Origin of the sequence: Rhizobium leguminosarum (genome assembly GCF_004123835.1) — a bacterium.
In the GTDB taxonomy this organism is placed as follows: Bacteria; Pseudomonadota; Alphaproteobacteria; order Rhizobiales; family Rhizobiaceae; genus Rhizobium; species Rhizobium leguminosarum_M.
Window position 1 is genome coordinate 18,897 of the sequence record NZ_MZMU01000003.1, and the last position, 23,658, is coordinate 42,554.

Genomic DNA, 23,658 nt, shown 5'->3' on the forward strand with positions numbered 1-23,658 from the left:
CTCATTTCCCCGCAGGCTTGGCGGCGGCGCAAGTGCCGGCACCGGCTTTTGCCACCTCGGCAAGAAGCCGCATCTGCGGCCGCTCAGGGCCCTTGCGCGGCTGGACGTTGAACGGCTCGTTCGCCGGCCACCAATCGCCGGCGGCCCAATAGGACCAGCCGAGCCAGACGTCGCTATTATCAGACATGGTGGCGTAGATTTCGGTCAACCCGCTCATGCAGTCCTTGTCGGCGGAGGCGCCGAATTCGCCGAGAAAGCCGCGCTTGTGATTCTGCTTCAGCCAGGCGGTGACGCCGTTGATCGCCGCGACTGCGGCGCCGGCACCTTCGCAGGTCGGATGGGTTCCGGAGGAATCGGCGTCGAGATACTGGTGGACCTCATAGGCGTAGAAGTCGAGCGGATCGCGCACGCCGAGCATCACCGTGCCGTTGGCGCCGCCGATCACATCCTTTTCCCAGGTGCCCGCGCCGCTCCATGCCGTGCCCGGCACCAGGATGAGGTTGCGGGCGCCGACGGCGCGGATGCTGCGGATCGCGGCATTGGCGGCATCCAGCCAGTCCGTCGCCTTGATGTCGTGCGGTTCGTTCATCAGGCCGAAGAGAACGCCGTCCTGATTGGCGAATTCGACGGCGAGCCTTGCCCAGAAATCCCCAAAGGCGGCATCCGTCGCCGGCGCCGTGCCGACCTGGGTCTTGTCGTAATAGCCGAAATTATGCGGGTCGAGCAGAACCGCCATGCCGTGTTTGCGGATCAGGCCGATCGTATCTCTGATCCGCTTGAGCTCGTCGTCGTCGAGCCGCCCGCCAAGTGCGGGCTGCAGCCGTTCCCAGCGGAAGGGCAGCCGGATGATCGTCATGCCTTTTTCGGCGAAATAGCCAATCGTGTCTTCGCTCGGATAGGTGTAATTGGTGCCGTAGATGCCGCCGCGCTCGCCATATTCGCCGCCGGACAAATTGACGCCGCGATAGCAGGGCGCCTCAGCCGCAAGGGCCGGCGACGGGATCAGAGCGGCCGCAAGCAGCAGCGCTGTCAGATGTCGTGTCGTCTTCATGGGCATCCTCGCTATCGCGGCAAATCGCAACATCGGCGTCGCTGAGCTTATTTTAACGGTCCGTTAGCTAAGAATTTCTAAAGTATCGGCACCTCGGCTTCAGTCTTTCACGCTGGGCAGGACACGAGTGCGCGTATGAACCAGTATGACAGGAACAGGGTAAGCCGGCTCCCTGGCTGGCGCAGTTTTGAGCCATCTCAGACTGCGCCGGAAGGCGTGCGCATGCGCAGTCCTGTCATCCGCCCGGATGATTTCGTCCGGCCATCGCCCGAACCCGCCCCGCCGCCCTTCGTGCCGCCGGCAAGCATAGCGGAAACCCGCCAATATGAGCGCCCGGCGCCTCCGCCTGAAAAACAGCCTGTCGTGGACGCGCCGCCGAAGGCAGAGTCCGCGCCTGCCGCACCGCTTCTCGACCTCCGCTCGAGTATCGCCGCGATCTGGAGCCGGCGGCTGATCGTGTTTGGCCTGGCGCTTCTCGGAGCCCTCGCCGGCGGGGCGGTGGCGCCGCTCATCGCCCAGAAATTCACCGCCGTCAGCAGCCTCTATTTCGATCCGCGCCAGATCGGCCTGGCCGATGCCGGCACGCAATCGTCGGGGCCTTCGCCGGAAATGATCTCGGCGCTGATCGACAGCCAGGTGCAGATCCTCACCTCGGGCAATGTGCTGCGGCGCGTCGCCGAGGCCATGAAGCTCGACCAGGATCCCGAATTCACCGGCGGCCGGACGGATGGCGCCGCCGTGATCGGCACTCTGCAGAAGGCGCTGGTTATCACCCGTGAGGCCAGCACCTATGTCGTCTCGCTTGCTGCCACGACCAACGATCCCGAAAAGTCCGCAAGGCTTGCCAACCAGGTCGTCACCTCCTTCACCGAGGAGGAGAACAATGCCTCGAACGGCATTTACGAAAACACGTCCACGACGCTCGACGGACGCCTCAACGATTTGCGCCAGAAGGTGCTGGAGGCCGAACAGGCCGTCGAGACCTTCCGCGCCGACAATGACATGGCCGCGACCGAGGGCAATCTGATCTCCGACCAGCGGCTGGTCTCGCTGAACACGATGCTGGTGACGGCGCAGGAAAAGACCATCCAGGCGAAGACGCGCGCCGATGCCGTCGCCAATCTCCGCGTCGAGGACATCGTCGCCGGCAACCAGACGGAGGGCGGCGTCACCTCGCCGCTCGTCAGCCTGCGTCAGCAATATGCCACCCAGGCCGCCGCTGTCGGCAGCCTCCAAAGCCAGATGGGCACGCGTCATCCGCGCCTGCAGGCGGCCCGCTCCTCGCTGCAGAGCATATCAGGCGAAATCAGGGGCGAATTGCAGCGTCTCGCCACCTCGGCAAGGGGCGAATACGAGCAGGCCAAGTCCGCCGAGGACAGCATCGCCAAGGAGCTTGCCGTGCAGAAGGCGTTGCACGCCAGTTCATCGGACAAGCAGGTGGAATTGAACGAATTGCAGCGCAAGGCGACGGCGGCGCGCGATATTTACGAGACGGTGCTGAAACGCTCCAGCCAGACGAGCGAGGAGCAGAACCTCAACCAGAGTAACATTCGCGTCATCTCGCCGGCTGAACCGCCGGTCAAGGCCGACGGTCCGGGAAAGAAAATCCTGCTGGTTGCCGGCGTCATCGGCGGCTTTCTCGCCGGTTTTGTTGTCGGCGCCGGCTTTGCGATCCTCGCCGGCCTCATTGGCCATCCCGTCATCAGAAGTTATTTCAGGAAGTCGCCCGCTGCGGCCGCTTGATGACGGTCGTCGGTTTTCCTACATCCGGGAAGCGGCCTATAGAGCAATTCCAGGAAAAGTGCGAAGCGGTTTTCCGTCCGGAATTGTGTAAAACAAAAAAGTTAGAGCGGTTCAGCGTTTCCGTGAAAAGCTGAACCGCTTTAGCCGGCAGGAGAGTAGCCATGCGGCTATTGATGATGCTTCTGATATCGCTCGTCGCCGTGTCGAGCCTCGCCCCGGCGTCCGCCCTTGCCGTCGACTGGACGAAATCCGTCGATTCGGGCGTTCAACCCCTCTATCCCTATAAGGGTCTTCCCGGCGTCAAGGCGCAGCCGGACAAGAAGGAAGAGGAATCCTACAATTGCCGCACCGAAACCGTTCAGATCCGCCGTCGTTATGACGAGATCTTCCGTTCGGGTGGCATGCCGACGCTGATGTATGTCTGCGAACGCGACGGCTTCATCTCGATGGACGACAAGGTTCCCCTGCGCGGCCACTATCAGCCGGTGCGGTGAGAGGCTTCGAGTAGACGGCGTCAGATGACGCCCGCTCAGGCCGACTGCTGCAATGTCGTGTTGTTGTGGTAGACTCCAGCGGCTGACGGCACAGACAGCGGCTGATCTGGACAGGACGGCCCGGATCCCATTCCCCCGGCCGATGGCTGCCAACAAAGGCGGGTGCGTCCGGCAGAAAGAAAAAATCCCACTTCGGAATCCCGAAATTCCCCCGCTTCGGGATCCCGAAATTCGACGCCTTTCGCGTACTGTCGTCGCGGAGAAACATTCAATGATTTCAATCCCGCAGCCAATTTCGGGATTCCGAAGCGCTATATAGATTATGGTGGGAGTTCCATGATCGGGGTACGAAAGTCCTCGGGCTCGATAGTTTCCGGCAGATCAAAGGAGAGCGATTACCCTCGCGGTCGCGCCTTCGGTCGCAACAGCGAGGTCTCCTGCGCCGGCTTGGCTTCCGGCATCGGCATCATCGGACTAGGAATCTAGACTAAGCTGGAGAGAAGTGTCGTCTGCCTCGACGGCTTTGGACTTACGCTTTGTTGCCGCACGGCGTGCTGGCTTGGTTTTTTTCGGTCGAGTGTCGGAGCCGAGCTCGTCGGCCTCGGAGCTGAGCAGCAGGCCGGCCGCATCCGGCGCAGCGACTACCTCAATGACCGGCTTCGGGGGCGGCATTTCAATGGCCGGCTTGGCAGCTGATACCTCGCGGACCTTTATAGGCTCGGGGTTGCTGGCTGCGGATGTGGCGTATCGGATCATCAGCAAAGACTCCATTTTGTTCGCTTTATGTTCGCATTTGGGAGCGGAGGAGTCAATGCAGGCCAGCTATCAAGAGCGGCGGGAATAAGCGTCTAGAAATGAGGGCTTCGGAGAGTTCTTGGGAGCTATTGAGCGAAACAAGCCTTTGAGCGCATCGTGACTGGCCGTCTTTGTTGCAAGGCAGCTGCACAACAGTTGAAAAGGCTTAACTCCTTGATCTTGGTAGCGATCAAGAATGGAATGGTGCCCAGAAGAGGACTCGAACCTCCACACCCTTTCGGGTACCAGCACCTGAAGCTGGCGCGTCTACCAATTCCGCCATCTGGGCGACGGAGAGCGATGTAAGGGGGTGGCTCCTGACTGTCAACTGGGTTTTTGAAGTTTTTCTGACAGTTGGCGAGAAAGCTGCCGATCACATGGGTGGGAGTGGCCTGAGGCGGCCATAGCGCTTCGGTGGTCGCGCCCTATATAAAGGAAATATCGAAAGGAATGCCTCATGCTTGCTCCCCGCACGCTTCTGCTCGCCGGCCTTCTCGCCATTCTCACGCCCGCCATCGCCGGAGCCGATTCGCTGAAGCTGGGCAAGCCGGGAGTCGGGCCGCTCAACACGGGTTCGACGCTCTGCGACTTTCGCGGCTGCTTCGGTTTCGGGCCGCAGCAATGGCATCGTCCCGCCTATGTCCAGCCGAATTACCGTCCGCGCGGCGCGACGGGGCCGACTTATTACCAGCCGGGGGCTGCCGGCCGGCCGCAGCTGACCTATGATCCGCCGCCGGTGCAAAGGGTGCAGCCGAAGCCGCGTGACATGAACAGCCATGCCGCCTGGTGCAGCAATGAGTACCGTTCCTACAATCCGAGGACCGATCGTTTCCTCACCTATGAGGGCATCTACAAGACCTGCCGCTCGCCCTATCGCTGATCGTCGTCGTCAGCTTTCGAGCGAGGCGCGGTCGACATGGCCGAGATCGCGGCCGGGCTCGACGATGTCGCGGACTCGCTGTTTCAGCTCCTTCGGCCCGGGAAAGCCGCCGTCGCGCTTGCGCTCCCAGATGAGATCGCCATTGACGCGGATCTCGAAATTGCCGCCGGTGGCGGGGATCAGCGCCACTTCACCGAGGCTGTCGGAAAAGGTATGCAGCAGCTCCTGCGCCATCCAGCTGGCGCGCAGCAGCCAGTTGCACTGGGTGCAGTAGAGGATCGTGACACGGGCTTTCTCGGTCATGGCGAGGTCCTTTCGTTTGCTGAGATTTAAGCCCTGTGGCGTGCGCACGCAATCGCCCTCGCATAAGCGCCTTGCGCGCCGCGCTCCGGCATGATCTCTTCCCGTGGTCGGCCATACTAGGAAGAGCCTATGCGCGTCGCAGTCATCGAAAACATGCGGAATACCGGCCTCGGCGCGCTTGCCGCGGCCCTCGACGAGGCCGGAGCAGAGATCGAGTGGTTCCGGGTGTGGCAGGATGGCATCCTGCCGCGGGATATTGCGGGCCATGACGCACTTGTCGTTCTCGGCGGCGAGCAGAGCGCGCTGGATGACGAAACCCACCCCTATCTGCCGGAGCTCGTCCGGCTCACGCGCCGCTTTGGCAATGCCGGCAAGGCCGTGCTCGGCATCTGCCTCGGCAGCCAGATCCTCGCCCGTGCCTATGGCGCCGACAATCTCTTGGGCGCCGCCTGCGAATTCGGCTGGCACGGGATCGGCGTCACCGCCGAGGGCCGGGCCGATCCGCTGCTGTCGGCGCTTGGCGGCGAATTCACCATCTTCGAATGGCATGCCGACACGTTCTCCCTGCCTGAGGGCGCCGTGCGTCTTGCCTCGAGCCCTGTTGCCGAGAACCAGGCGTTCCGCATCGGCCGCGCCGTCTATGGCACCCAGTTCCATTTCGAGGCCAATGCAGCGGTCGTCGAGCAATGGAAGGCCGAATTCCCCGATACGATCGCGTGCATTGCCCCCGGCTGGCTGGAGAACCATGCCGAACTGGCGGCAAGGCATGCCGCCGCCGCCGATACCGCGGGCCTTGCCATTGCGCGCGCCTGGGTCAGCCTGATCGATCGGCAAGAAGTCGAAATGCTGTCGCAGGCCTCGGCGTGAGAGGTGATGCGATGCCGGCGAGCGAACGCGAAAAGATGGCGGCAGGCGAATGGTATTGCTGCCTCGATGACGAGCTCGATCTCTTGCGCCGGCAGGCGCGCATAGCCGTCCATGCGCACAACACGCTGCCGCCGGATGAGCGCGGCGCGATGGCACCTGCCCTGAGGGCACTCTTTCCGCAGGCAGCACTTAATGTCTTCATCGAAGCGCCGTTTCACTGCTCCTACGGCATCAATATCACTCTCGGCGAACGCGTCTATTTCAATGCCGGCTGCACCATTCTCGATTCCGGCCGTGTGACCATTGGCGACCGCAGTATGTTCGGCCCGGGCGTGCAGATCTATTGCGCCGAGCATCACAAGGATGCGGCACTTCGCAGCACAGGCATCGAGATCGCCCGGCCGGTCACGATCGGCAACGACGTCTGGATCGGCGGCAGCGCCATCATCCTCGGCGGCATCACCATTGGCGACGGTGCGATCGTCGGCGCCGGCGCGGTGGTGACCAGGGATGTGCCGGCCGGCGCAACCGTGGTCGGCAATCCGGCCCGCATCCGATAACGCCGGCAAGGCTGCCATTCCGCGATGACCTCGCCACCTCGACAGCGACGAAAGTTCCGCTAGATCAGAAGGCAAAACCGGAGGACATCATGAGCGAGCGAACTTTACCCATGGAAGGCGGCTGCCGTTGCGGCCGGGTGCGGCTGAAGATCAGCGCCCCACCGCTGCTCACCATGGCCTGCCATTGCACGGGGTGCCAGAAGATGACATCAAGCGCCTATTCGCTGAGTGCGGCCATCCCCAGCGAAGGCTTCGAGGTGACGCAAGGCGAGCCGGTGATCGGCGGCCTGCATGGCGTCACGAAGCATTATTTCTGCCCGCATTGCATGAGCTGGATGTTCACCCGGCCGGAAGGCATGGACTGGTTCGTCAATCTGCGCGCGACTATGCTCGACGACCCCAGCTGGTTCACGCCCTTCATTGAGACATGGACAAGCGAGAAGCTGGCATTTGCCGAGACCGGCGCTGTGCACAGCTACGAGGCGCTGCCTGAGATGGACGCGTATGAGGGACTGGTGAAGGAGTATATGGCGCGAAGTTGATCTCAGAAGCCTTGGAAGAGAAAGTCCAGCGCGCCGATGATGATATCGCTTTGTCCTTCAACATAGCGCGGCGAACCATCGCCGGTTTCGAGGCGATGCTGTGGCTGAGGAAAGGCTTCGGCTTATCCGGAGGCTGGACCGTGAACAATCAGTACGATCTGCTTGCCCGCCTCTTCGGACTGCAAAAGGTTAATAAAGTCTGAAATCCACACCGCCAAAGGGATAATCGTGGTCCACAAAAATCTTTGCAACAAGCCCGAGACTTCCCGCTTGTATGATGCATGACCCGAAACGTGTCATGCCGGACAGTAATTCGCGTAGACGATTTCACGTCATGCAGGTGGGGGAGGTTCAGTCAAAAAAGCCCGCATCCTCTTCCCTGAGATATCTCCTGGCCGCTTCGGCGTCGATATCGAGGCCCAGCCCCGGCGCTTCCAGTAGGTCCACCATGCTGTCCTTCACAATCTGCGGCGGCAAGCCGATTACCAGATCCTCCCACCAGGGGTCGGAGGCGCTCGGATATTCGAACGCGATGTAATTTGCCGGCAACGTGGCGCAGACATTGATCAACGCCCCGAGGCCCAGCAGGCCGTTAGCGACGCCGTGCGGTGCCATCAGGATCGAGTGCATGTAGGCGTGCTCGGCGACCCATTTGAGCTCGGCAATGCCGCCAATATCGGCTGGATCGGGGCCGATGACGCGCACCGCCTGCGTCTCGATCAGTTCCTTGAAATTGTGCCGCAGGTAGATCTGCTCACCAGTGTGGATTGGCGTCGAGGTGGAGGTTGTCAGTTCCCGATAGGCCTGCGGATTGACCCACGGCACGTAGTCGCCAGTCAGCATGTCCTCGAGCCACATCAAATTGTACTTCTCGACCGCGCGAGCGAACTTAATCGCATCGGGCAGCATCCAGCCCGGGCCGCAGTCGAGCGCCAGGCTGACTTTGTCGCCCAGCACTTCCTTCATCGCGATCACGCAGTCGAGCATGTGATTGAAACCGCGCTCGCTGATCACGCCCTGATCCATGGCACCGTGATAGTCGGCCTTCTTCTGCGTCACGCCGTAGTGGAAGCCCTCGATGGTGTCCTTCATGTTGGAGTGGAAAGAGATTCCTTGCTTGACCATGAAGAAGTTCTGCGGCTGCTCCATCATCCATTTGACGTCCGCGGCGTAATCTTCCGGCCGGTCGCCCGTGAGTTTCTGGCGAATCGAGCCGTTGTAGACGCGCACCTTGTCCCGCACCTTGCCGCCGAGCAGCTTATAGACGGGCACGCCCGCGGCCTTGCCGGCAATATCCCACAGCGCATGCTCAATAGCGCTCACCGCCGCGCCGTACGGCTTGAAAGAGCCGCGTTGGCGGATCTTCAGCATTACTCGCTCGACGTCGGTCGGGTCCTCGCCGATCAGTGCTTCGCGGAAATGCAGCACAAAGGGCTTGAGGTAGGACTTGGTGAATTCGACTTCGCCCAAGCCATAGAGGCCCTCGTCCGTAACGATGCGGACGATCGGATGTCTGCCGATAACGGCGCAGCGCAGATCGGTGATCTTCATCTTCGTTCCTTTTCGCCTCAGCTCCAGGTGCGATCCCAGGAATATTCGTCGTCCCAGTGATCCGTGGGCTGCCAGATGCTGGTGACACCCGGCTGCAGATGCTGCGAGATCACCTCGTCGACAACGTCGTCAATCCCCAGGCCCGGCTTGTCCGGAACAGTGATAAACCCGTCCTTCACCAGCGGCTTGGGAAGGCCCGTGACGATATCGTCCCACCAGTCGACATCGGCGGAATGGTATTCGAGCGCCATGAAATTTTCGGTCGCCGTCGCGACGTGTGCGGCGGCCATTGCGGCGATTGGACTTTCTGCCATGTGGATAGCCATGGCGACACCATGGTCCTGGGCCATATCTCCGATTTTCTTGGTCTCGAGGATGCCCCCACTGGTGAGCAGGTCCGGGTGGATAACGGAGACGCCGCCGCTGTTGAGCAGAGGCTCGAAGCCCTCCTTGAGGTATATGTCCTCGCCAGTGCAGATCGGCACCGTGGTGGAGTCCTGCAGTTGTCGGTATTGCTCGCTATACTGCCATGGGATCACATCCTCGAGCCAGGCTGGCACGTATTTTTCAATTCGCCTGGCAAGGCGAATGCCGTTCTGCACTGAGATGTGGCCGATGTGGTCGATGGCGAGCGGAATATCCATGCCGATGACCTCACGAACCTCGGCAATGTATTGCTCAAGGAAGTCGAGGCCCTTGTCGGAGAAGTGGAGGCCGGTAAACGGGTGCGGGACGTTATGCAAATCGTACGCAGCGTTGCGGACGCGCCGCTCTTCAATGGTCTTCAGCGGGCCGCGGCCGGGATGGTCGCGGTACCCTTCAAGTGAGCCGGCAGGAGACACGACCGCACCGGGCACATCCGCAATCTGCATCAGTCCCAAATCCATCTTGAGGAAGGTGAAGCCGAGCTCCATGCGCTGCTTGAGGCGCTTGCCGGTCTCGGTGCCGCTCGGCACGGTGGCGTCGGTATCGCAGTAGACGCGCACTTTCTCCCGAAAACGGCCGCCGAGCATCTGGTAGATGGGGATGCCATAGGCCTTGCCGGCAAGATCCCACAACGCGATTTCAACCGCCGACACGCCGCCGCCTTGCCGGCCGTGCCCGCCGAACTGCTTGATCCGGCGAAACAGTCGATCGATGTGGCAAGGGTTCTCGCCAAGCAACCGGCTCTTCAGCATCAGCGCGTAGGTGGCGCTGGCACCGTCGCGCACCTCGCCAAGCCCGACGATGCCCTGGTTCGTGTAAATCTTGAGCAGCACTGAGGTGAACGGCGCGCCGACAATTTCGGCTACCCGCATGTCGGTGATGCGAAGGTCGGATGGCTTGGAATGCGTGTTCACCCGATTGAGCGCCTCGTCGGCTCCATCTGCCTCTGGCATGATTTATCCTCGTTGTGGTCGGAGAGGCTCGTCGTCGCGCACGCTGAGGCGGCGTAGAGCGTTGCTAGCTAATCCAGCTCTATCTCGTGATTTTGAAGGTAGTCGCGGTTCATTTCGACGCCGAGACCAGGCTTGGGCGTAAGCTTGAGGCTCCCGTTCGAAACATCGAGTGGTCTGTCGATGAGGTGATCGTATTTGTCCAGGTTCCACTCTGATGTTTCAAGCTTGTAGAAATTAGGAACGGTCATCATCACCTGCGCTCCCGCAACCACGTTGATGGGTCCTGCGGCGTCATGTGGCGAGACCGGGATGTAGTAGGCTTCGCATAGGGCAGAAATCTTCTTGAGTTCGGTGATGCCGCCGGTCCAGGTGACATCAGGCATGATGTAGTCGGCGAGCTTGTTTTCGAGCACCGGCACGAAATCCCACTTCGTGTGGCCGCGCTCGCCCCACGAAATAGCGGCGCTGACCTTCTCGCGGACCTGTCTGAGAGCGTTGAGGCTCTCCGGTGGACAAGGCTCCTCGAACCAGTCGATCTGACCAGCTTCCTCGAGGCTCCGACAAAGGCGAATGGCGGTGGGAACGTCGAACCGGCCATGCGCATCGATGAGGATGTCGACATCAGGGCCTGCCGTTTCGCGGATCAGAGCCGTGAGTTCGGCGGCTTCGCGCTCATCCTTGCGGGTCATGCTGCCGTCGAGGTAGCCGTCCCGCTGTTCGCGAGGCTGTCCATCGGCGGTGCGGCCTTGGTGGGGGAAAGGATCGAACTTGAGCGCAGTGTGACCGGACTCGACGATGTCTCGAATTTCGCGGACCACAGCCTCTCTGCTGGTAAATTTGGCCTGGTTGGGATGGGTGTAGAGCGCAATTTCATCGCGTACCGGTCCACCCAACAGCTCGTAAATCGGCTTACCAAGAACTTTGCCTCGGATGTCCCAGAGGGCTATGTCGATGGCGCTTACGCATTCGACTGCCGCGCCGCGACTGCCCATATAGGTGAAGCTGCGGAATATCTTGTGCCACAGATACTCGATCCGCGCCGCGTCTTCGCCGGTAATTGCGGCACCGATCTGCCGCAGGATCGTGCAGAGGGCGCGATTGGCGAGCCTTGTCGTGGTGGTGATCTCGCCCCAGCCGCTCACCCCCTCGTCGGTCGTCACTTCGACGAACAGGAACTCTCCCCAATAAGAAGCATCGGATTTGATGAGCCACGGCCGAACGCTGGTGATTTTCATCTCAACTGCCTTTGATTGAAGTGGTCGGGATAATGATACTCCAGGCTACGTATTCTATCCTGCCCGAGCGGCGCTACGCGCACGCATGTGTTCGAGGATGTGCCGGCCGGAGCCCTCGACGTGGCGTGCAATGAGGTCGGCTGCCTCGTTCGCATTTCCCGCTTTTACATGCGCGATGAGCTCGCGATGCTCGCTAAGGATCGCGGCACGCCGGGCGAGCGTGAAGTTGAACCGCCGGCTCACGGCTCGAAGCACTTCGCGATGCTTCCACCAAAGCTCGGCGGCATGGCGGTTGTAGTGCTTTTGGTACATGACGGTGTGAAAGGCGGTGTCCAGCTCGCTGTGCCTCAACGTGTCGGCGAAGTCGTTCTCTTCAATCAGGCCTTGGATGCGTTCGAGTTCAGCAATGTCCTCGACGGTGGCCATATTCACGAACCATCGCGTCAGTGCTGGCTCGATCAAGACTCCGATCTCGTAGATGTCGCGAACAAAATCCTGATCTATGGGCCGCACGCGCGCTCCGCGGTTGGGGACTAAGGTGACAAAGCCCTCCCCGCGCAACAGTTGCAGAGCCTCGCGCACGGGGTTGGTCGAAGTGCCGTGGCGCCGGGCGAGATCGGTGACCACAAGCCGTTCGTTGGCAGCGAGCCGCCCTTCGATGATGTCTTCCCTGATCAGTTGATAAAGCGAGGCGCCCTCGCTGGAGGCCCCGATAGCGTCGATCCCTTCGGGTGGCTGTGCTTTAAAATCGCTTGTTTCGGCCAAGGCTGTCCCCAATCAATACATACATTGCTCGGATATCACGCGAGGTTTCGGTAAACAATGTACGATTTCTCTTATTGACAGGCAATCTGCGATCTGAAAACGTATGATCAGGTCAAAGGGATACATTGGGTGGAAAGTCCCGCGACCGGGAGGAACGACCGCTCGCCTCGACGCAGAGCGGCATGGGAGAACCTGGAGGATACCCTATGACGAGGATTTCACTCGGCGGTGCCGTCCTGCGCGGCACTGTCTCCACTGCTTTGATGGTATCGTTGATGTCCGCGTCGGCGCTGGCTGCGCCGGTCGACTTGAGCCAGTGGTCGCCGGAATATGTGCGCTCCATCGCCGGCACACAGGATTTTGACACGGCGGGCGATTGCGCCAAGGTCACTCCGCTCGACTACAAGGGGCGACTGACTTTCTGGTATCAGGGCGTGTTCGAGGGCGACCCCGACCTCCTGCGCCAGTACTACAAGGAGTTCTTCGAGACCTTCCGCAAAACCTATCCAAACATCCAGCTTGAGGAACAAGCCCTCACCTATAACGACCTTCTGGACAAGTTCCGGACTGCGCTCCTGGGCAATGCAGCTCCCATGGCGGTCCGGCTGCAAATCCTGGGTGGCACCGAGTTCGCCTCAAAGGGCTATCTGCAGCCGCTCAAACCCGAGGATATAGGGTATTCGACGGAAGACTTCTGGCCCGGCGCAATGAAGGCCGTGACCTGGGAGGGGGTGACCTACGGGCTTCCAACCAACAATGAAACGATGGCGTTCATCTGGAACGCCGACGTCTTCAAGCGCGCAGGCCTCGATCCGGACAAGGCTCCGGCAACCTGGGACGACGTCGTCAAGTATTCCAAGCAAATCCACGACAAGCTCGGCATTGCCGGTTACGGCCTCGTGGCTCGCAAGAATGCCGGCAACACGCCGTATCGCTTCATGCCGCAGCTGTGGGCCTATGGCGGCGGCGTCTTCGACGAAGCCACTGCGAACCCGAGCTATAAGGAGGTCGAGCTCAATAGCCCGCAGAGCAAGGCGGCGCTGCAAGCCTCGTACGATATGTATGTTCGCGACAAGTCGGTTCCGGTTTCGGCACTTACCAACCAGCAGGCAGATAACCAGCCCCTCTTCCTCGCCGGCCAGCTCGGCATGATGGTCTCGCACCCATCCGACTACAACGTCATGCTCGACCTACAGAAGAAGGCGACGGGCCCCGACAAGGACAAGGCGCAGACCGTCATCGACAACATGCGCTACGGTCTGATTCCGACCGGCCCCGACGGCAAGCGTGCCGTCGTGTTTGGCGGCTCGAACATTCACATCCTGAAACCCGAGTATGTCGAGGGCGGCAAGGTAGACGAGCCGGCTGCAAAGGCTATCATCTGCATGTGGACGAGCCCCGAATGGTCGCTGAAGATGGCCTACGCCGGCTCGAACCCGGGAAACCTTAACGGCTTCAAGACCAAATGGATGAAGGAGCGTCTGGACAACATCAAGTTCCTCGATGTCACGACCTCGATGCTGCCATACGGCATCCCGTTCCCGGCGCTGCCGCAGTCCCCCGAGATCATGAATATCATCGTGCCGGACATGCTGCAGAATGCCCTGACCGGAGCCATGACCGTCGACCAGGCAGCGGACGACGCGGCCAAGAAGGTAAAAGACCTGATGGACGGCGGACTCTAGTTTAAGCCTGGCCACGATCTGACCGGCTGCGCCGAGACTGCAGCCGGTTTGTTCCCAAAAAATAAGGGCACGCCACCGTGACGATCTTGACCGGCAAGGCTGAGGCTCGCCGAAGACTGCAACCCGATAGGTCCGGCGTGCTGCGAAAGATTTGGGAGCATCGTGCTGACTACGCGTACGTGCTCCCTGCGATCGCCGTGATGCTCATCGTCATAGCCTATCCGATCTACTACACCATCGAGCTGTCGTTCTTTAATACGCCGCCTGGCCTGCAGCTCCGGGACAAGATTTTCATCGGCCTCGACAACTACGCGGCCATCCTCACAAGTCCGGTGTTCTGGAAGGTCACCTCAAACACTCTTATCTGGACACTGGGATCCACCTTCATCGCATTTGTCCTGGGGTTTGCCTGCGCGCTGGCGCTCCATCGTGACTTTGTCGGCCGCGGCCTCCTGCGCGCCGTCCTGATCATTCCCTGGGTCATCAGCGCGGTCGCCGCGTCCTATATCTGGAAGTGGATCTACCATTCGGACTTTGGGATCATCGGCGCGGTGCTGGTCGGCCTCGGATTGGCCGACCGGCCGCCGAATTTCATCGACAGCGTCAGCACAGTGCTGCCGTCCCTGATCGTCGTCAATATCTGGCGGGAGTTTCCGTTTGCCATGATCATGATGATGGCTGGCCTGCAGACAGTCCCCGACCAGTTGCTGCGCGCCGCAAGAGTCGACGGAGCCAATGCATGGCAGCGGTTCTGGCACGTCACCTTCCCCCACTTGAGAAACGTCTCGACGGTGACGATCCTTCTGCTGGCAGTGGCCAACTTCAATTCTTTCATCATCCCCTGGATCATGACCGGCGGCGGGCCGTCGAACGCATCGCACATCTGGATCACCCACATTTATGAGCTCGCCTTCGGCCGCCAGCGCTGGGGTGTGGCATCGGCCTATTCGGTGCTGCTGTTCCTGATCCTGATGTCGCTCGGCTACTTCTACGTCCGTGCGCTAAGCGGCAACGAGCGGAAGGATGGGACCGCATGAGCACGATTGCCGAGACTGCTCCTCGAGGCCGGGCCCGTCGCCGTATGCGCATCGACGGATGGCGGTGGGGCGGACGCATCTTCCTCGCGTTCATGCTGCTTTACACCGCGTTGCCGATGATCTGGATGCTGATCACCTCGATCAAGTCCGGCTTCGCGGCCATGCAATTCCCGCCGCAATGGTGGCCTGACCAACCGACCCTTGACAGCTACCAGAAGCTGCTCGACCCGCAAAACAGCGTCGGCCAGGACTTCCTTCGTTTCTTCTGGAACAGCCTTTTCGTCTCCACTGCCACGACCATCCTTTCGGTGATCGTGGCGGTTCCTGCGGCCTACGCGTTTTCGCGCTTCACCTTCCCGGGCCGGAATTTTCTGTTCTTCGCCGTCTTGCTTCGCAATATGTTCCCGGCGGTGATCTTTCTCGTGCCGCTCTTCATCCTGATGCGCGCGATCGGGCTGGTGAACACGCATGCGTCGCTCATTCTCACCTACCTCACATTCGGCCTGCCGCTGGCAATCTGGCTCCTCAAAGGCTTCTACGACAACATCCCGGTGGAGCTCGAGCAGGCGGCGCGCATCGACGGAGCGACGCGGTTCCAGGCCTTTCTCCTGATCGTGATGCCGCTCTCGGCGCCAGGAATCATCGCCACGGCGATCTACTCCTTCATCGGCGCGTGGAACGAGTACATCTACGCCTACACCTTCCTCTCCAAGAACGAGCAGTTGACACTGCCGGTCGGCATCCAGCGCTTCTTCTCGGAAAATACGACGGACTTTCCGGGCCTGATGGCGGCCAGCTTTATGATGAGCGTGCCCGTCGTGGTCCTGTTCCTCCTGCTGCAACGATACTTCGTACGCGCCCTTACAGAAGGCGCAGTTAAACACTAGGGAGTTGCCGGTGGCCCACGTGGTCCTCAAAGATCTTGTCAAGACCTATGGCAGCTTCAAAGCTGTCAACGATGTTTCGCTGACGGTCAATGACGGCGAATTCGTTGCGCTCGTCGGCCCTTCAGGCTGCGGCAAAACAACCACGCTCAATCTTGTGGCGGGGCTGATCCCCATCACATCGGGCGACATCGTCATCGGGGACCGGGTGGTCAACGACCTCGACCCCAAGGACCGGGACATCGCAATGGTCTTCCAGAACTACGCGCTCTATCCGCAAAAATCGGTCTATAAAAATCTGGCGTTCCCGCTGCAGATGCGCAAACTGCCAAGGGACGAGATCGACAAGAAGGTCAAGGAAGCAGCGCGAGTGCTCGACATGACGCAGCTGCTCGAGCGCAAGCCGCGCGAACTTTCGGGCGGGCAACAGCAGCGTGTGGCCCTGGGCCGCGCCCTCGTTCGCGATCCGGCGGTATTCCTGATGGATGAACCACTCTCCAACCTCGACGCGAAGCTGCGCGTGCAGATGCGGTCGGAGATCAAGCGCTTCCACCAGGACCTCAAGGCAACGATCATCTATGTGACGCACGACCAGCTCGAAGCCGTGACCATGGCCGATAGGATGGCGGTGATGAACGGCGGCTACCTCCAGCAATACGATTCACCGGCGCAGGTCTTTGCCCATCCGGTGAACATGTTCGTCGCCAGTTTCGTCGGCAGCCCGGCAATGAGCCTTGTTCCGCTGGAGGCATCGACGGCAAGCGGCAATACTGTGTTGACCAGCGCGGAGGGCTGGCGCCTCGAGCTCTCGCCACACAACGCCCAGAAGGTCGCGAGGGCAACCACCAAGAAAGTCGTGCTCGGTGCACGTCACTCGACGATCAAGCTGCACAAGAGTGCGGTGCCAGGAAGCATTCCTGCCAAGGCCTATACGGTGGAGCCGACCGGAGACGTCACTTTCGTACAGGCGTTCCTGTCTGGCGCCATCGTCAACGTCAGCGTGCCGCCGACCATTGCCGTCGCGCCCGATGAACAGATTTGGCTCGAGTTCGACCAGGAGCGGATGCATCTGTTCGACGGCGAAACAGAAATGGCCCTCAAGGCCAACTGAGACAGAGCCGATGCGTCTGGAACGAGGGTGTGGATGACTACGAAGCTTAAAATCACCGATATCAAGCCCTATCCAGTATGGGTAGGAACACGCAACCAGATGCTGGTCAAGGTCGAGACCGACGACGGCATCTTCGGATGGGGTGAGAGCGGCTTGAGCGGTCGCGAGAAGGCCGTGGCCGGCGCGATCGAGCACTATCGCGAGTTTCTCATCGGCCGCGACCCGATGCAGATTGGTCGGATCTGGCAAGAAGCCTATCGTAGCCAATACTTCGAAGGCGGGCGGGTTCTGCAGGCGGCGATTTCCGCCATCGACATTGCCCTTCACGACATCAAGGGCAAGGCGCTGGGGGTGCCGGCCTACGAACTGTTGGGCGGCAAGCAGCGCGACCGCATTCCTACCTTCGCCTCGACCGGTGACGAGGCCGAGGGCGATGTTGCCATCGAGCGAGCCCGCGAACTACGCGCACAGGGGTGGCAGGCGATCCGCTTCTTTCCCATCGGGCAAAACAGCAAGGACATCTTTGAGCCGCGCGAATCGATCGGCGCTACCGCAAGCATGCTAAACAAGGCGCGCGAGGCGCTGGGCGGCGACGTCGTCCTCGGCATCGACTATCATCATCGGTTGTCGGTGGCAGAGGCGGCGAGCTTCTGCAACAAGCTCGGCCGTGGCGTGCTTGATTTCCTCGAGGAGCCAATACGAGACGAGACACCGGAGGCCTACGAATCCCTGCGCACGATGACCGACATACCGTTCGCCATCGGCGAGGAATTTGCCAGCAAGTGGCAGTTCCTTCCCTACATCGAACGCGGCATCCATCAGTTCAATCGGCTCGATGTTTGCAATGTTGGCGGGCTCACTGAAGCGATGAAGGTGGCTGGCTGGAGCGAGGCGCATTATGTCGACCTGATGCCGCACAATCCCCTTGGCCCGGTCTGCACGGCCGCGACCATCCATCTTGCCGCCGCGGTGGCGAATTTCGCCTGGCTCGAAACCAGGGCGCCCGAAGCGAAGCTCGGCTTCGATAATTCCGATTTCTTCCCCGTGCAACCACGGCTCGACGGTCCCGACTATCCGGTCAGCGACCTGCCGGGGCTCGGCATCGAGGTCAACGAAGAGGCGGTCAAGACGGAGAGCTTTCGTTTCTGGGAAGCGCCTCACCTGAAGCGCCGCGACGGTTCTGTTACGAACTGGTAGTTTCATCCACCGGAGTCTAAAATGACGCATACTCCCGACATTACGCGACCGCCCAAAGAGCTGATCGACGCACTGAAGGAAATCGGCGCCGCGACGGTTGCCGGCACGCTTGGCCACATGGGCTTCCGCAATCCGCACATGGTCGGTCCCGTGCCGCAGAACCGCGGGAAGTCGATCGTCGGGCCGGCGCTGACGCTCCAGTTCATGCCGCAGCGGCCGGACCTCTTCACCGAGGGAGAATATGCCGATCCGGAGACGCAGTTGCACCGGCACGTGCTCTATCACGCGCAGGAGGGCGATGTGGTCGTGGTCGACGCGCGCGGCGACATGAGCTCGGGCGTCTTTGGCGATATGATGTCGACGTATTTCAAAGGCAGAGGCGGCGCTGGCATCGTAATCGACGGGTGCATGCGCGATCGACCCAATGTCGAGAAGCTAGATCTCCCCCTATGGCTACGTGGCTGGACTCCCAACTACCATGTGCAGACCAGCATCTATCCCAATGCCGTCAACGTTCCGATTGCCTGCGGCGGTGTCACGGTAATCCCCGGCGACATCATCGTCGCCGACGACGACGGGGTGGTGGTGCTTCCAGTCGCAATGGCCTCGAAGGTAATCGAAGAATCGCAAAAGCATCACGATTGGGAGGAGTTCTCGCGAGCGAGGCTTATGGAGGGCGGGTCGTTGCAGCGCTACTATCCGCTGCATGACGATGCCCGCGGAGAGTACGAAGAGTGGCGCAAAGCAAACCGCCTGGAGAACCGAACTTAGCCTATGGATTACCCTAGGCGATGGACGTGAAAGCGCGCTTGCGCTCCGCCTTTATGGCCTGTGCGATACCATCTTCCGCCGCCCGAGATATATTGATCTTGAGTTCGTGCGCCTGGGAGACGAGACCTTCATCAAGTTGAGCCATAACGATCTCCTTGATCTTATGCGCAGATCATATGCGCATAAGATGCTGTTGAGAGGCGTTATTCGTCGCCCATCTTCAACGCCGCGATGAAGGCTTCCTGGGGAATCTCCACCTTGCCGAACTGGCGCATGCGCTTCTTGCCGGCCTTCTGCTTGTCAAGCAGCTTGCGCTTGCGGGTGGCGTCGCCGCCGTAGCATTTCGCGGTCACGTCCTTGCGCAGTGCCGAGATCGTCTCGCGGGCAATGACGTTGCCGCCGATCGCCGCCTGGATCGGGATCTTGAACATGTGCTTGGGGATCAGCTCCTTAAGCTTCTCGCACATGTCGCGGCCGCGCTTTTCGGCCGCCGTCCGGTGCACCATCATCGACAGCGCGTCGACCGGTTCACCGTTGACGAGGATCGACATCTTCACCAGGTTGCCCTCGCGGTGGTCGCTCAGCGTGTAGTCGAAGGAGGCATAGCCCTTCGAGATCGACTTCAGCCGGTCGTAGAAATCGAACACGACTTCGTTGAGCGGCAGGTCGTAGGTCAGCATCGCACGCGTGCCGACATAGGTAAGCTCGATCTGGATGCCGCGCCGGTCCTGGCAGAGCTTCAGGATGCTGCCGAGATAATCGTCGGGCGTCAGGATCGTCGCGCGGATCCAGGGCTCGTGGATTTCCGAGATCTTGACGACATCGGGCATGTCGGCCGGATTGTGCAGCTCACGCTCCGTGCCGTCGGTCATGTACATCTTGTAGACGACGGAGGGTGCTGTGGCGATGAGGTCGAGGTCGAACTCGCGCTCCAGCCGTTCCTGGATGATTTCGAGATGCAGCAGGCCGAGGAAGCCGCAGCGGAAACCGAAGCCGAGTGCCGCCGACGATTCCATTTCGAACGAAAAGGAGGCGTCGTTGAGGCGAAGCTTGCCCATGGCGGCGCGCAGATCCTCGAAATCGGCGGCATCGACCGGGAAGAGGCCGCAGAACACCACCGGCTGGGCCGGCTTGAAGCCCGGCAGCGCCTGGGCCGTCGGCCGCTTGTCCTCGGTGATCGTATCGCCGACGCGGGTATCGGCCACTTCCTTGATCGAGGCAGTGATGAAGCCGATCTCGCCGGGGCCGAGGCTGTCGATATTGACCATCTTCGGCGTCAGCACGCCGACGCGCTCCACCTGGTATTTCGCATCGGTACCCATCATCCGCACCGTCTGGCCCTTGGTCAGCACGCCATCGATGACGCGGACCAGAACCATGACGCCGAGATAGGCGTCGTACCAGCTGTCGACGAGCAGCGCCTTCAGCGGCGCCTTTTCGCCGCCGGGGCTCTTCGGCGCCGGCAGCTTGTGGACGATCGCTTCCAGCACATCGGGAATGCCGAGGCCGGTCTTCGCCGAAATCAGCACCGCCTCCGAAGCGTCGATGCCGATCACTTCCTCGATCTGTTCCTTGATGCGGTCGGGTTCGGCCGCCGGCAGGTCGATCTTGTTGAGGACGGTGACGATCTCGTGGTTGTTGTCGATTGCCTGGTAGACGTTGGCGAGCGTCTGCGCTTCGACGCCCTGGCTGGCATCGACGACGAGTAGCGAGCCCTCGCAGGCCGACAGCGACCGCGAGACTTCGTAGGCGAAGTCGACGTGGCCGGGCGTGTCGATCAGGTTGAGAATGTATTTCTCGCCGTTGTTCGCCTGGTAGTGCAGGCGCACGGTCTGGGCCTTGATGGTGATGCCGCGCTCGCGCTCGATATCCATATTGTCGAGCACCTGCTCGGACATTTCGCGCTCGGCAAGGCCGCCCGTCGTCTGGATCAGGCGGTCGGCCAGCGTCGATTTGCCGTGGTCGATATGGGCCACGATCGAAAAGTTGCGGATATGGGACAGCGGAGTGGTGGAATTGGTGCTCATGCGCGCCATATAGCAGCGCCGCCCCCTGCCGCAAAGCGGTAATTATCCCGCTGTTTACGCTATTTCGTCCTGTGTCGGACGCGTATCAGACCGGCCACGTCTCCAGCCGCCAGGCCGAATCCCAGAACATCCATTCATATTGCGAGGCGCGCACGAAGACATCGGTCATCTGAGCCCGCTCCACCGGTGACGCGGCGCGGGCGGCGATGTCGGTCAGCGCGATCACCTCGCGGGCACCGGCGGCAAATTGCGGATCGCCATAGGTGTTGATCCAGGCCTGGAAGGCATTGCCCTCGATTGCCGGCCGGTTCTTGATCGCTTCGCCGACGTGCCAGTAGATCCAGAAGCAGGGAAGGATGGAGGACAGCGCCACCGCGTAGGAGCTGTGATAGGCGGTGGCGAGCAGGAAGTTCGTATAGGCAAAGCCGGCAGGCGAGGGTTCGGCGGATGCGACATCCGCAGACGTGATGCCGAACTGGGTGAGGAAGCCGGCATGCAGGCCCTGCTCGACGGTGATCGCCTTCTGCGCCGAGCCGAGGAAGCGCAGGACCTGCGCATTGTCGGGCGCCTTGGCCGCGACGATCGCCAGGCATCGTGCATAATGCTTGAGGTAGAGCGCATCCTGCAGGATGTAATGCCGGAAAACCTCGGGCGGCAGCGTGCCGTCCGAAAGGCGCTGCAGCAGCGGCAAGGCCTCGATTTCAGCCATGATCGGCGCGATCCTGTCCCAGGCGGCTGCCGTGAAGCTTTCCGTCAGTTCCGTGCTCTGCGTGCTTGCGTCCATCACTCTCTCCTCGGATTACGCCGCCATATATGGACGGAGCAGCGGCGAAAGCAAGGCGCGTTTGGCCGCTTTTCGTCGGCACTTGATTCCATCATCGGATAATGTATTTCTCTTATAGTGGAATCGGTAGACGGAAAAATGGAACCGGAACTCGAAGAGGCGATCGGCATCCGCATCCGCACGCTGCGGCAGGAAAAGGCTCTGACGCTCGATGATCTTGCTGCGGCCTCCGGCGTCAGCCGGGCGATGATCTCGCGCATCGAGCGGGCGGAGGCGAGCCCGACCGCCTCGCTGCTGGCAAGGATCTGCGCTGCGCTCGGCCTGTCGCTGTCGGCCTTCTTCGCGGAAGAGGGGCAGGCATCGCCGCTCGCCCGCCGGCAGGAACAGCAGGTCTGGCGCGATCCGGAGACCGGTTATATCAGACGGTCTGTTTCACCCCCGGGCACGGCTTCCGATGTCGATATCGTCGAGGTCGAATCCCCGGCCGGCGCCCGTGTCAGCTTTCCCCCACATGCGAGCGCCCATGGCATGACGCAGCATATCTGGCTGTTCGACGGCGAACTGGAGATGACGGCGGCTGAGATCGTCTACCGGCTGCGCCCGGGCGATTGCCTGTTCATGCCGGTCGGCGAGGGCCATGTCTTCCACAACCCCGGCAACGCTCCGGCGCGTTATTGCGTCGTGCTCGATCGCGGCAGCCGATAACAGCTTTCATTTCAGGAGAACAGCATGCCTGCTATTCGTACCCTTTCCGCCGAGGAGGCCCGCGCCGCCATTCCCGCCCTTTCGCAAGTGCTTGTCGATTGCGTCGCGGGCGGTGCCTCCGTCGGCTTCATGCAGCCCTATGGGCCCGAGGATGCCGAGTCCTATTGGCGCGATGTCGCCGATGCCGTTGCCACCGGCGGCAACTTGCTGTTGGTCGCTGAACTCGACGGCAGGATCGTCGGCACGGTGCAGGTGGGTGCGGCGCAGATGCCGAACCAGCCGCATCGCGGCGATCTGAAGAAGCTGCTGGTGCACCGCTCCGCCCGCGGCAAGGGGCTCGCCCGGCTGCTGATGGATGCCGCCGAGCGCGAGGCGGCAAGCCGCGGCAAGTCCCTGCTCGTGCTTGACACGGCAACCGGCAGCGATGCCGAGGCGATCTATCTGCGCCTGGGCTGGCAGCGCGTCGGCGTCATCCCCGATTATGCGCTGTGGCCGGAAGGCGGTTTCTGCGCCACCACCCTGTTCTACAAACGGCTCGCCTGATTGCGCCGGCCCCGCTCATGCCGGCCTGGCGAAGACCGGAAGCGCGCCGCCAAGCGTCGCGCCCGCCGTCCATTGCGCCGCATTCCAGCCGAATTGCCGCGCCGCTTCGATATTCACCGCCATATCGTCGATGAAGGCGATCTCGCCGGGCAGCACGCCGGCCCGCTCGGTTGCCAGCCGGAAGAAATCGGGAGAAGGCTTGCTGTGCCCGAGTGCGGCAGAATAGATGATGTCGTCGAAATGCGCGTTAAGGCCGATCTGCTCCATCAGGTAGTGTGCCCGCCTATGCTCCTGGTTGGTCGCCAGCAAGAGAGTCATGCCGCTTTGCCTGAGAGCAGCGAGCTCTTCCAGCAGATCGAGATCGAGGCGGGAATCGTTTTCGAACCAGTAATCGATCAGTGTTTCGGCGCTGAGGTGAGGCGCGATCTTTGCGAGAACGCCGGCGAGCTTCGGCTCCAGCGCCTCGCGGCCGATGATGATATCGCGCCAGTGAGTTTGGAAGAATTCCTGCTGCAGCAGGTCGACACGCAGGCCGAGATCGCGCTCCAGATAGGTGAAGAGAGGCAGGCCGTCCACCGGGCGACCATGAATGAGCACGCCGTCGACATCGACCATCAGCACTTTCATGCGGGAAATTTCCTCGTTCTCAAAACACCGGCGAAGGTGGCGTCGTTATTCCAGACGATCAAGGGCCCGCGCCGCTTTTTTGTCAGGGCCGAGCCGTGTAAATCTCCATTGTCAATCAAGGG

At 61.2% G+C, this 23,658-nt stretch carries 24 protein-coding genes, 1 tRNA gene and 2 pseudogenes; 15 read left to right on the forward strand and 12 right to left on the reverse strand.

All coding sequences use genetic code 11. The features are described 5' to 3' along the window. Position 1 precedes the first annotated feature (1 nt). A complete protein-coding gene (locus B5P46_RS03725) occupies positions 2–1,051 on the reverse strand; it encodes a glycoside hydrolase family 5 protein (RefSeq protein ID WP_129417547.1) in 1,050 nt (349 codons plus the stop codon). Positions 1,052–1,186: 135 nt separating this feature from the next. Between B5P46_RS03725 and B5P46_RS03730 the strand changes: the two genes are divergently transcribed. Further along, positions 1,187–2,794: a GumC family protein gene (locus B5P46_RS03730; protein ID WP_129417548.1), complete on the forward strand. Its 1,608-nt coding sequence runs from the start codon at positions 1,187–1,189 to the stop codon at positions 2,792–2,794. Between the two features lie 161 nt (positions 2,795–2,955). Beyond that, on the forward strand, positions 2,956–3,288 hold the full coding sequence (locus tag B5P46_RS03735) for a hypothetical protein (protein ID WP_129417549.1): 333 nt from the start codon (positions 2,956–2,958) through the stop codon (positions 3,286–3,288). Between the two features lie 474 nt (positions 3,289–3,762). Here B5P46_RS03735 and B5P46_RS03745 read toward each other — a convergent pair whose 3' ends face one another. Together B5P46_RS03745 and B5P46_RS03750 are read right to left on the reverse strand one after the other, a co-directional pair. Continuing rightward, a complete protein-coding gene (locus B5P46_RS03745; RefSeq protein ID WP_129418828.1) occupies positions 3,763–4,044 on the reverse strand; it encodes a poly(hydroxyalkanoate) granule-associated protein in 282 nt (93 codons plus the stop codon). Positions 4,045–4,285: 241 nt separating this feature from the next. Further along, positions 4,286–4,372 (reverse strand) — tRNA-Leu (locus B5P46_RS03750). Positions 4,373–4,540: 168 nt separating this feature from the next. Between B5P46_RS03750 and B5P46_RS03755 the strand changes: the two genes are divergently transcribed. After that, complete coding sequence (locus B5P46_RS03755) at positions 4,541–4,963, forward strand: BA14K family protein (protein ID WP_129417551.1); 423 nt, start codon at positions 4,541–4,543, stop codon at positions 4,961–4,963. Between the two features lie 9 nt (positions 4,964–4,972). Here B5P46_RS03755 and B5P46_RS03760 read toward each other — a convergent pair whose 3' ends face one another. Continuing rightward, the gene (locus B5P46_RS03760; protein WP_003544579.1) at positions 4,973–5,266 is read right to left on the reverse strand and encodes a SelT/SelW/SelH family protein; all 294 of its coding nucleotides are present in this window, start codon (positions 5,264–5,266) and stop codon (positions 4,973–4,975) included. Between the two features lie 129 nt (positions 5,267–5,395). Between B5P46_RS03760 and B5P46_RS03765 the strand changes: the two genes are divergently transcribed. The 4 genes and pseudogenes from B5P46_RS03765 to B5P46_RS03780 form a co-directional block, all read left to right on the forward strand. Beyond that, entirely contained in the window at positions 5,396–6,133 is a 738-nt protein-coding gene (locus B5P46_RS03765; RefSeq protein WP_129417552.1) for a type 1 glutamine amidotransferase, read from the forward strand. Positions 6,134–6,144: 11 nt separating this feature from the next. Then, entirely contained in the window at positions 6,145–6,693 is a 549-nt protein-coding gene (locus tag B5P46_RS03770; protein WP_129417553.1) for a sugar O-acetyltransferase, read from the forward strand. An 89-nt stretch (positions 6,694–6,782) separates the two neighbouring features. Continuing rightward, the gene (locus B5P46_RS03775) at positions 6,783–7,235 is read left to right on the forward strand and encodes a GFA family protein (RefSeq protein WP_129417554.1); all 453 of its coding nucleotides are present in this window, start codon (positions 6,783–6,785) and stop codon (positions 7,233–7,235) included. A 53-nt stretch (positions 7,236–7,288) separates the two neighbouring features. Continuing rightward, positions 7,289–7,438: pseudogene (locus tag B5P46_RS03780) on the forward strand (IS6 family transposase); the annotation flags it as partial. 148 nt (positions 7,439–7,586) lie between these two features. Here the strand turns inward: B5P46_RS03780 and B5P46_RS03785 are convergent. The 4 genes from B5P46_RS03785 to B5P46_RS03800 form a co-directional block, all read right to left on the reverse strand. Continuing rightward, a complete protein-coding gene (locus tag B5P46_RS03785) occupies positions 7,587–8,786 on the reverse strand; it encodes a mandelate racemase/muconate lactonizing enzyme family protein (protein ID WP_129417555.1) in 1,200 nt (399 codons plus the stop codon). A gap of 17 nt (positions 8,787–8,803) precedes the next feature. Then, positions 8,804–10,165 carry a mandelate racemase/muconate lactonizing enzyme family protein gene (locus B5P46_RS03790; RefSeq protein ID WP_129417556.1) on the reverse strand — a complete coding sequence of 454 codons (1,362 nt, stop codon included), beginning with the start codon at positions 10,163–10,165 and terminating at the stop codon, positions 8,804–8,806. Positions 10,166–10,233: 68 nt separating this feature from the next. Continuing rightward, positions 10,234–11,400, reverse strand: a complete 1,167-nt coding sequence (locus tag B5P46_RS03795; RefSeq protein ID WP_129417557.1) for a mandelate racemase/muconate lactonizing enzyme family protein — start codon at positions 11,398–11,400, stop codon at positions 10,234–10,236. Positions 11,401–11,454: 54 nt separating this feature from the next. After that, entirely contained in the window at positions 11,455–12,165 is a 711-nt protein-coding gene (locus tag B5P46_RS03800; RefSeq protein ID WP_129417558.1) for a GntR family transcriptional regulator, read from the reverse strand. Positions 12,166–12,371: 206 nt separating this feature from the next. Between B5P46_RS03800 and B5P46_RS03805 the strand changes: the two genes are divergently transcribed. From B5P46_RS03805 to B5P46_RS03830, 6 genes are all read left to right on the forward strand, one after another. Further along, entirely contained in the window at positions 12,372–13,850 is a 1,479-nt protein-coding gene (locus B5P46_RS03805; RefSeq protein WP_129417559.1) for an ABC transporter substrate-binding protein, read from the forward strand. A 77-nt stretch (positions 13,851–13,927) separates the two neighbouring features. Continuing rightward, entirely contained in the window at positions 13,928–14,887 is a 960-nt protein-coding gene (locus B5P46_RS03810; protein ID WP_129417560.1) for a carbohydrate ABC transporter permease, read from the forward strand. Continuing rightward, a complete protein-coding gene (locus tag B5P46_RS03815) occupies positions 14,884–15,774 on the forward strand; it encodes a carbohydrate ABC transporter permease (RefSeq protein WP_129417561.1) in 891 nt (296 codons plus the stop codon). Before B5P46_RS03810 ends, B5P46_RS03815 begins: the two co-directional genes overlap by 4 nt. A 10-nt stretch (positions 15,775–15,784) precedes the next feature. After that, the gene (locus tag B5P46_RS03820; protein WP_129417562.1) at positions 15,785–16,882 is read left to right on the forward strand and encodes an ABC transporter ATP-binding protein; all 1,098 of its coding nucleotides are present in this window, start codon (positions 15,785–15,787) and stop codon (positions 16,880–16,882) included. Between the two features lie 33 nt (positions 16,883–16,915). Further along, positions 16,916–18,079, forward strand: coding sequence for a mandelate racemase/muconate lactonizing enzyme family protein (locus B5P46_RS03825; RefSeq protein WP_129417563.1), 1,164 nt, complete (start codon positions 16,916–16,918; stop codon positions 18,077–18,079). 21 nt (positions 18,080–18,100) lie between these two features. Further along, complete coding sequence (locus B5P46_RS03830) at positions 18,101–18,850, forward strand: ribonuclease activity regulator RraA (protein ID WP_129417564.1); 750 nt, start codon at positions 18,101–18,103, stop codon at positions 18,848–18,850. 34 nt (positions 18,851–18,884) lie between these two features. Here B5P46_RS03830 and B5P46_RS03835 read toward each other — a convergent pair. The 3 genes and pseudogenes from B5P46_RS03835 to tenA form a co-directional block, all read right to left on the reverse strand. Then, positions 18,885–18,995, reverse strand: a pseudogene (locus tag B5P46_RS03835) (type II toxin-antitoxin system CcdA family antitoxin); the annotation flags it as partial. Between the two features lie 58 nt (positions 18,996–19,053). Beyond that, complete coding sequence (lepA, locus tag B5P46_RS03840) at positions 19,054–20,886, reverse strand: translation elongation factor 4 (RefSeq protein ID WP_129417566.1); 1,833 nt, start codon at positions 20,884–20,886, stop codon at positions 19,054–19,056. 76 nt (positions 20,887–20,962) lie between these two features. Beyond that, positions 20,963–21,661: a thiaminase II gene (gene tenA, locus B5P46_RS03845; protein WP_129417567.1), complete on the reverse strand. Its 699-nt coding sequence runs from the start codon at positions 21,659–21,661 to the stop codon at positions 20,963–20,965. Between the two features lie 138 nt (positions 21,662–21,799). Here tenA and B5P46_RS03850 point away from each other — a divergent pair, with 138 nt between their 5' ends. Then, complete coding sequence (locus B5P46_RS03850) at positions 21,800–22,366, forward strand: helix-turn-helix domain-containing protein (protein ID WP_129417568.1); 567 nt, start codon at positions 21,800–21,802, stop codon at positions 22,364–22,366. 24 nt (positions 22,367–22,390) lie between these two features. Further along, entirely contained in the window at positions 22,391–22,909 is a 519-nt protein-coding gene (locus B5P46_RS03855) for a GNAT family N-acetyltransferase (protein WP_129417569.1), read from the forward strand. Positions 22,910–22,924: 15 nt separating this feature from the next. Here B5P46_RS03855 and B5P46_RS03860 read toward each other — a convergent pair whose 3' ends face one another. Further along, positions 22,925–23,536 carry an HAD-IA family hydrolase gene (locus tag B5P46_RS03860; protein WP_129417570.1) on the reverse strand — a complete coding sequence of 204 codons (612 nt, stop codon included), beginning with the start codon at positions 23,534–23,536 and terminating at the stop codon, positions 22,925–22,927. Positions 23,537–23,658 lie beyond the last annotated feature (122 nt).

Coding starts and splice junctions, on each gene's coding strand:
- tenA (WP_129417567.1), bottom strand. CDS start 21,661: ATGGACGCAAGCACGCAGAGCACGGAACTGACGGAAAGCTTCACGGCA.
- B5P46_RS03785 (WP_129417555.1), bottom strand. CDS start 8,786: ATGAAGATCACCGATCTGCGCTGCGCCGTTATCGGCAGACATCCGATC.
- B5P46_RS03725 (WP_129417547.1), bottom strand. CDS start 1,051: ATGAAGACGACACGACATCTGACAGCGCTGCTGCTTGCGGCCGCTCTG.
- B5P46_RS03775 (WP_129417554.1), top strand. CDS start 6,783: ATGAGCGAGCGAACTTTACCCATGGAAGGCGGCTGCCGTTGCGGCCGG.
- lepA (WP_129417566.1), bottom strand. CDS start 20,886: ATGGCGCGCATGAGCACCAATTCCACCACTCCGCTGTCCCATATCCGC.
- B5P46_RS03830 (WP_129417564.1), top strand. CDS start 18,101: ATGACGCATACTCCCGACATTACGCGACCGCCCAAAGAGCTGATCGAC.
- B5P46_RS03755 (WP_129417551.1), top strand. CDS start 4,541: ATGCTTGCTCCCCGCACGCTTCTGCTCGCCGGCCTTCTCGCCATTCTC.
- B5P46_RS03850 (WP_129417568.1), top strand. CDS start 21,800: ATGGAACCGGAACTCGAAGAGGCGATCGGCATCCGCATCCGCACGCTG.
- B5P46_RS03770 (WP_129417553.1), top strand. CDS start 6,145: ATGCCGGCGAGCGAACGCGAAAAGATGGCGGCAGGCGAATGGTATTGC.
- B5P46_RS03760 (WP_003544579.1), bottom strand. CDS start 5,266: ATGACCGAGAAAGCCCGTGTCACGATCCTCTACTGCACCCAGTGCAAC.
- B5P46_RS03855 (WP_129417569.1), top strand. CDS start 22,391: ATGCCTGCTATTCGTACCCTTTCCGCCGAGGAGGCCCGCGCCGCCATT.
- B5P46_RS03860 (WP_129417570.1), bottom strand. CDS start 23,536: ATGAAAGTGCTGATGGTCGATGTCGACGGCGTGCTCATTCATGGTCGC.
- B5P46_RS03745 (WP_129418828.1), bottom strand. CDS start 4,044: ATGATCCGATACGCCACATCCGCAGCCAGCAACCCCGAGCCTATAAAG.
- B5P46_RS03765 (WP_129417552.1), top strand. CDS start 5,396: ATGCGCGTCGCAGTCATCGAAAACATGCGGAATACCGGCCTCGGCGCG.
- B5P46_RS03805 (WP_129417559.1), top strand. CDS start 12,372: ATGACGAGGATTTCACTCGGCGGTGCCGTCCTGCGCGGCACTGTCTCC.
- B5P46_RS03815 (WP_129417561.1), top strand. CDS start 14,884: ATGAGCACGATTGCCGAGACTGCTCCTCGAGGCCGGGCCCGTCGCCGT.
- B5P46_RS03730 (WP_129417548.1), top strand. CDS start 1,187: ATGAACCAGTATGACAGGAACAGGGTAAGCCGGCTCCCTGGCTGGCGC.
- B5P46_RS03825 (WP_129417563.1), top strand. CDS start 16,916: ATGACTACGAAGCTTAAAATCACCGATATCAAGCCCTATCCAGTATGG.
- B5P46_RS03735 (WP_129417549.1), top strand. CDS start 2,956: ATGCGGCTATTGATGATGCTTCTGATATCGCTCGTCGCCGTGTCGAGC.
- B5P46_RS03795 (WP_129417557.1), bottom strand. CDS start 11,400: ATGAAAATCACCAGCGTTCGGCCGTGGCTCATCAAATCCGATGCTTCT.
- B5P46_RS03790 (WP_129417556.1), bottom strand. CDS start 10,165: ATGCCAGAGGCAGATGGAGCCGACGAGGCGCTCAATCGGGTGAACACG.